Here is a 5727-nt window from a genome sequence, read left to right as displayed (position 1 = left end):
CCCAGCCGTCCTCGGGCGTTGCCGCGCAACCGCGTCCGCAGCACGTCGTGGTGGTCGAAGACCGCGCCGAGGGTGGCCACGAGTGTCTCGCGGTCGATACCGTCGGGCAGCCGCAGCGTCATCGACTGCGAGTAGCGCGCGTACGACGCGCCCTTCTCCAGCGTCGCCAGCAGCAGCGGCGTCAGCGGGATCTCGCCCACTCCGCCGCCGGGCAGCTCCGCCAGCTGTTCTCGGTCGGATTCGCCTACGGGAACGGCGATTTCGGCGAGTTCGGCGACGGTCCGGCGATTGAAGACGTCCTGGGCCGAGAACGCGATACCGGCAGCCTTCGCGCGCGAGACCAGCTGGATCGACAGGATCGAGTCACCGCCGAGCGCGAAGAACGAATCGTCCAGGCCCACCCGTTCCACGCCGAGGATCGCGGCGAAGAGGTCGGCGAGCGTGGTCTCCATATCCGTTGTCGGCGCGCGGAATTCCTGCGCGGCGAAGGCCGGAGCCGGGAGCGCGGCGCGATCCAGTTTGCCGACCGGGGTCAGCGGGATCTCGTCCAGCACCGTGATCGACGCCGGAATCATGTACGCGGGCAACGATTCTCCGAGGAATCCGGCCAGCGCGTCGGTGTCGACGGCCTGCCCGGCCCGCGGCAGCACGTACGACACCAGCGCCGCCGCGCCCGAGGGCAGGACGCGGTCGATCGTGACCGCGTAGTCGATATCCGGATGTGCGGTGAGCGCGTTGTCGATCTCGCCGAGTTCGATCCGGACGCCCCGGATCTTCACCTGGAAATCCGAGCGGCCCAGGTACTCGATGGCGCCGGATTCGGTGCGCCGCACCAGATCTCCGGTCCGGTACAGCCGGGCCGCGCCCGTGTCGGCGAACGGGCTGGCGACGAACCGCTCGGCCGTCAGGCCGGGGCGGCCCAGATAGCCCTGGGCCAGACCGGGGCCGGACAGGTACAGCTCACCCGTCACGCCGGTGGGCACCAGGCGCAGCCGCGCGTCCAGGACGAACGCGCCGACTCCGGGGAGCGTGGAGCCGATGGTGACCGGTTCGTCCGCCGACATCGGCCCGGTGGTGGTGGCCAGAATGGTGGCCTCGGTCGGGCCGTACCCGTTGAGGAACGACCGCCCGTCCCGCGCCCACCGGCCCACCAGATCCGGGCCGAACTTGTCGCCGGCGACCATGACGGTCGCGATGTTCTCCAGGCCCGCCGGATCCACCGATTCCAGCGCGGCCGGGGTGATCAGCATGTGCGTGACGCGCTCGCGCCGCAGCAGTTCCGCCAGCTCGTCGCCGCCGAAGACCTCGGGCGGCGAGACCACCAGCGTCGAGCCCGACGAGAAGGTCAGCAGGAACTCCAGCACGGAGACGTCGAAGTTCGGCGAGCACACGTGCGCCACCCGCGAACCCGGGCCGACGCCGTACTGCTCGCGCACCGCGGCGACCAGGGCGCCCAGGCCCGCGTGGGTGACCACGACGCCCTTGGGCCGACCTGTCGAACCCGACGTGTAGATGATGTAGGCCGCGTTCTGCTCGAGAACCGGGCGCACGCGGTCGGCGTAGGAGATCGGATGTCCGGGCCGTTCGGCGATGCGGGCGGCCTGCGCGGGATCGTCCAGTTCGAGCCACTCGATCGCGTCGCTCACCGACCCCCGGTGCGCCGCGGTGGTCAGGCCCAGGACGGCGCCGGAGTCGGAGAGGATGTGCGCGATCCGCTCGGCGGGATACGCCGGATCCACCGGCACGTAGGCCGCGCCGGTCTTCGCGACCGCCCACACGGCGAGTACCGACTCGATGCTGCGGGCGATGCCGATGGCCACCGTGTCGCCGGTGCCGATCCGCCGGTCGATGAGTTCGCGCGCCAGCCGCGAGGACCGCTCGTCGAGTTCGCGGTAGGTCAGCTGCCGCTCGTCGGCCGGATCACCCGAGGGCGCGAACCGGACGGCGACGGCATCCGCGGCGGACTCCACCGCGGCCGTGAGCAGATTCCCGAAGAGTAGGCCGCCTCGACGGCGGCTTCCACGCGAGGACCGACGTTCTCTACCCACTCTGCTGTTTCACCTCTCGCCTAGCGCCGACTCTGACCCACAGGAAAATGCCGTCCGGAATGGGAACGTGCGTCATGAGCAGACCACAGCATCGATATACATCGAAGAATTGAATTCGTTTCCCGCAAATAACCGGAAGAATTCGCGCAACCCGGGCGCTGCCGGAAATACTCGCCGCGCCGGTACCCGGACCGGACGGTGTTCCGCCTTCGGGCTGGTGTAGCGCACGTCACCCGCTCCGCCGCCGGAGCCGACATAGCGCCCGGTTACCGCACCGGGGCGCCGTCCGTGACGCGTACACACCATTCGCCAAACACCCTTATCCGACCCCGATCGACACTGCCGCACAGACGTCGTGCCGCAGTGCGCATTGGTACCGCGCGAAAGTGTAGCGACCCCGCAGTTGCCGCGCCTAACAGGCATCCTTCCGCGCAGGTCGGAGAGTTTTTGGACGCTCGACCAAAGCGTTGCACGATGCGCAATCACGCAGCGCCGAAGGTGTGCACGCCCGTGAATTCCACCGAGTGCTCCCACAGCGCCGCCCGCAGTCGCCGATCCCGCGCGCGAGCACTGGATTTCACGATCGCCGGGTGGCCACGGATCTCGAACAGACCACCCGGTCCGTAGTATTCGCCGCCGCGCGCGGCCGGATCGGTCGCCGCCCGTAGCGTCGGCAGCGCGCCCATCGCGGGCGTGCGCCCGAACAGCCGGGCCACCGCCAGGTTCGGAACACGGAACCACGGCGGCGAGTATCGGAACACCTCGGTGCTCGCCCCGCCCGGATGCGCGGCCAGCGCCGCGACGGGACGGCCCGCCGCCCGCAACCGGTGGTCCAGCTCGTAGGTGAACAGCAGATTCGCCAGTTTCGAATCCGCGTACGCGCTTGTGCCGCACGGCTTTCCCGAGTCTTCGATACGACCGAAACGGTGCCCGATGCTGCTCACCGTCACGACCCGCGCGCCCGGTGCCAGCAGATCGGCCAGCCGTCCGGTCAGGGCGAAGTGCCCCAGATGGTTCACGCCGAACTGGATCTCGGCTCCGTCGGCGGTGTGGCCGCCCAGGCCGGTGATCCCGGCGTTGTTGATCAGCAGATCGATGCGCTCGTACCGGTCGCGGATCTCGTCCGCCGCCGCCCGGACCGAGGCCAGGGCCGCGAGATCGAGCGGCACCGTCCGCACCGCGGCGCCCGGCACGGCGGCGCGCAGGCGCTGCCGGGCCGCCTCGGACCGGCCGGCATCACGGCAGGCCAGCACCACCGTCGCGCCGCGCGCGGCCAGCGCTCGCGCGGTCTCGTAGCCGATTCCGGTGTTCGCGCCGGTCACGATCGCCGTCCGCCCGTGCTGATCCGGTATGTCCGCTGCTGTCCACATGGTCACTCCTAACATGAACCAGTCGTTCATTTTAAAAGTGAACCAGGCGTTCATGTATTGTCAAGGCGAGCAGATACGGAGGCCGAGGTGAGCGCACGGACCCCGCGCCGCGCCGATGCGCAGCGCAACCGCGAGGCGATCCTGCGGGCCGCCCGCGACCTGGTGATCGCGCGCGGGCCGGAGGTCGGCATGGACGACATCGCCGCCGCCGCGGGGGTCGCCGTGGGCACGCTCTACCGGCACTTCCCCACGAAGCGGGATCTGATCGAGGCGATCGTCACCGATCTGGAGTCCCTGATCACCGCCTCGCTCGACGCCGCCCTGGCCCGCGTCGACGCCGGCGCGTCCACGGCGCTGGACGAACTCGTGGGCCTGCTGCGCCAGGTGACCGTCGAACTGCGCGAGGAGCGCCTGCTGCGACATGCCGCCACGGGGGTCGCCGACGATTCCTTGCACCGGCTGCGGACCGGCGCGGCCGCGGCCGTGGATCGCCTGGTCGCCGCCGCACACCGGGAACGCGCCCTGTACCCGGACGTCACCGTCGACGACGTGGTGCTGCTGCTGACCACCGCACCCGGCGACACCGCCACGGCGGCAACGCACTACAGATGGCTGGCCCTGGCCCGCCGCGCGCTGTCGCCGATATCGGCTGCGAGGTCGGCGAATTCACCGGACGACGTCTAGCCTGCCCACGAGAACCGTTGCGGCACTGCGGAATACTCAGAAATGCGGATGGCACCCGAGCGAGGCGCTGAATACGGCGGGACGTTCGGCGGCCGCGCCGCGAGGACCGGGGGCGGCGGCACGGAAGAGACCGGCCGACCGCCGGGCGTAGTCACGCAATGCGGGGAGCAGCGGGCGGTGGCCGGTGTGATGGAGATGGACACGAAGCATGCGGGACCCCTCTCCGGGGCTTCCGAGGGAACACCCCATTCTTCCACCGAATCGGGGGTCCGGCCGTTAACCTTTCGCATCGCCCGCGCTTGCCGACTCGGCGACATGATGAGATGATTCGCAAGTAATCATCTCATTATGTCTAGTGGTCGAAGGAGATCACCATGACCGCGTCGGTAGCACGGAGCGACCGCACCACCCGCGACCTGCCGCCCCGGCGGACCTTCGGACCGGGTAACACGATGTGGGACGAGACGGGCCTGATCACCTTCTCGCTGACCGCGGGATCGGCCTTCCTGCTGCAGACCATGGAGCCCACGATCGCGGCAGTGGTGGACGAGCACTCCACCTTCCGCACCGATCCGATGGGCCGCGCCACCCGCAGTATCGCCTCGGTGATGATGTGGATCTACGGCGGCGACGAAGCGCTGGCCGAGGCGGACCGGCTGCGCACCCTGCACGCGGATCTGAACACCGTGGACGCCGACGGCGTCCGGCACAAGGCGCTGTCCTCGGGCCCGTGGGCGTGGGTGCTCCACACCGCCACCTTCGCCTACGCCGAGGGCAACCGGCACTTCGTCCGCAAGCCGCTCACCGACGCGGACAAGGAGCAGTACTACCAGGAGGTGGTGCAGCTCATGCGCAATTTCTCGGTGGCGCCCAAGGAGATTCCGCCGACCTACGCCGAGTGGGAGAAGTTCTTCACCGACACGGTCGAGAACCACCTGCAGCCGACCGGCGTCGCCCACGACTACCTGCGCGTGATCCGCACGATCGCGCCACCGACCTTCCTGCCCCGGGCGCTGAACCCGCTGTGGAAGGTGGCCGCGGCCCCGGTCGGGCGGCTGCAGTACTTCTTCACCGTCGGCACCACGCCCGAGGTCGCGCGCCGCAAGCTCGGCCTGACCTGGACGGACGCGGACGAGCGCAAGCTGCGGCGGCTGGGCTGGGTCATCGGCCGCACCGTGCCGATGCTGCCGGAGCGGATCCGCTACTTCCCCATCGCCTACGAGGCCCGCCGCCTGGAGCGCGACCGGGCCCGGCTGCGCAAGATGATCGATCTGCGCCCGCTCTGACGCGTCGCGATCCCGTGACGGCGCGGGATTCCGCGACCGGGCGGCCCGTGCTGAACAATGCAACGGTGACCGTCCCCTTCCCCGAGCCCGGTGATCTCCGATGAGCGGCAGCACCCACGTCCCGGTCGGCGTCGACGACCGGACCGCCGAGCGGTTCGCGGCGGCGCTGCGCTGCGTCACCGTGTCCTCCGACGCGAGCGGGGCGGCGACCGCCGACGCGGAGTTCGAGCGGCTGGCCGCGCATCTCGAGCAGTGCTACCCGCGCGTGCACGCCGAGCTGGAGCTGCGGCGGTTCGGGCACAGCCGCCTGTACCGCTGGGCGGGCCGCGAGGCCGGGAC

At 70.2% G+C, this 5727-nt stretch carries 5 protein-coding genes and 1 pseudogene; 3 read left to right on the top strand and 3 right to left on the bottom strand.

Features of this window, described 5'->3' with window-relative positions; genetic code table 11:
• On the bottom strand, positions 1–2048 hold a 2048-nt coding region (locus tag ON41_RS05125; RefSeq protein ID WP_040745612.1), incomplete at its 3' end, for a non-ribosomal peptide synthetase.
• Between the two features lie 482 nt (positions 2049–2530).
• Entirely contained in the window at positions 2531–3418 is an 888-nt protein-coding gene (locus tag ON41_RS05120) for an oxidoreductase (RefSeq protein ID WP_373281318.1), read from the bottom strand.
• Positions 3419–3505: 87 nt separating this feature from the next.
• On the opposite strand from ON41_RS05120, the gene ON41_RS05115 reads away from it, so the two are divergent.
• Positions 3506–4102, top strand: a complete 597-nt coding sequence (locus ON41_RS05115) for a TetR family transcriptional regulator (RefSeq protein ID WP_040745609.1) — start codon at positions 3506–3508, stop codon at positions 4100–4102.
• A gap of 36 nt (positions 4103–4138) precedes the next feature.
• Here the strand turns inward: ON41_RS05115 and ON41_RS41360 are convergent, their stop codons facing one another.
• Complete coding sequence (locus ON41_RS41360; protein ID WP_157185362.1) at positions 4139–4312, bottom strand: hypothetical protein; 174 nt, start codon at positions 4310–4312, stop codon at positions 4139–4141.
• A 164-nt stretch (positions 4313–4476) separates the two neighbouring features.
• Between ON41_RS41360 and ON41_RS05110 the strand changes: the two genes are divergently transcribed.
• Positions 4477–5388 (top strand): oxygenase MpaB family protein, encoded by a 912-nt coding sequence (locus ON41_RS05110; protein ID WP_040745608.1) that lies wholly within the window; start codon positions 4477–4479, stop codon positions 5386–5388.
• Between the two features lie 100 nt (positions 5389–5488).
• Positions 5489–5727, top strand: a pseudogene (locus ON41_RS05105) (M20/M25/M40 family metallo-hydrolase); the annotation flags it as partial.

The sequence above is a fragment of the Nocardia transvalensis NBRC 15921 genome (genome assembly GCF_000308875.1).
Lineage (GTDB): Bacteria > Actinomycetota > Actinomycetes > Mycobacteriales > Mycobacteriaceae > Nocardia > Nocardia transvalensis.
The sequence above is the reverse complement of the archived record's forward strand: the minus strand, read 5'-3'. Positions and strand labels throughout refer to the sequence as shown.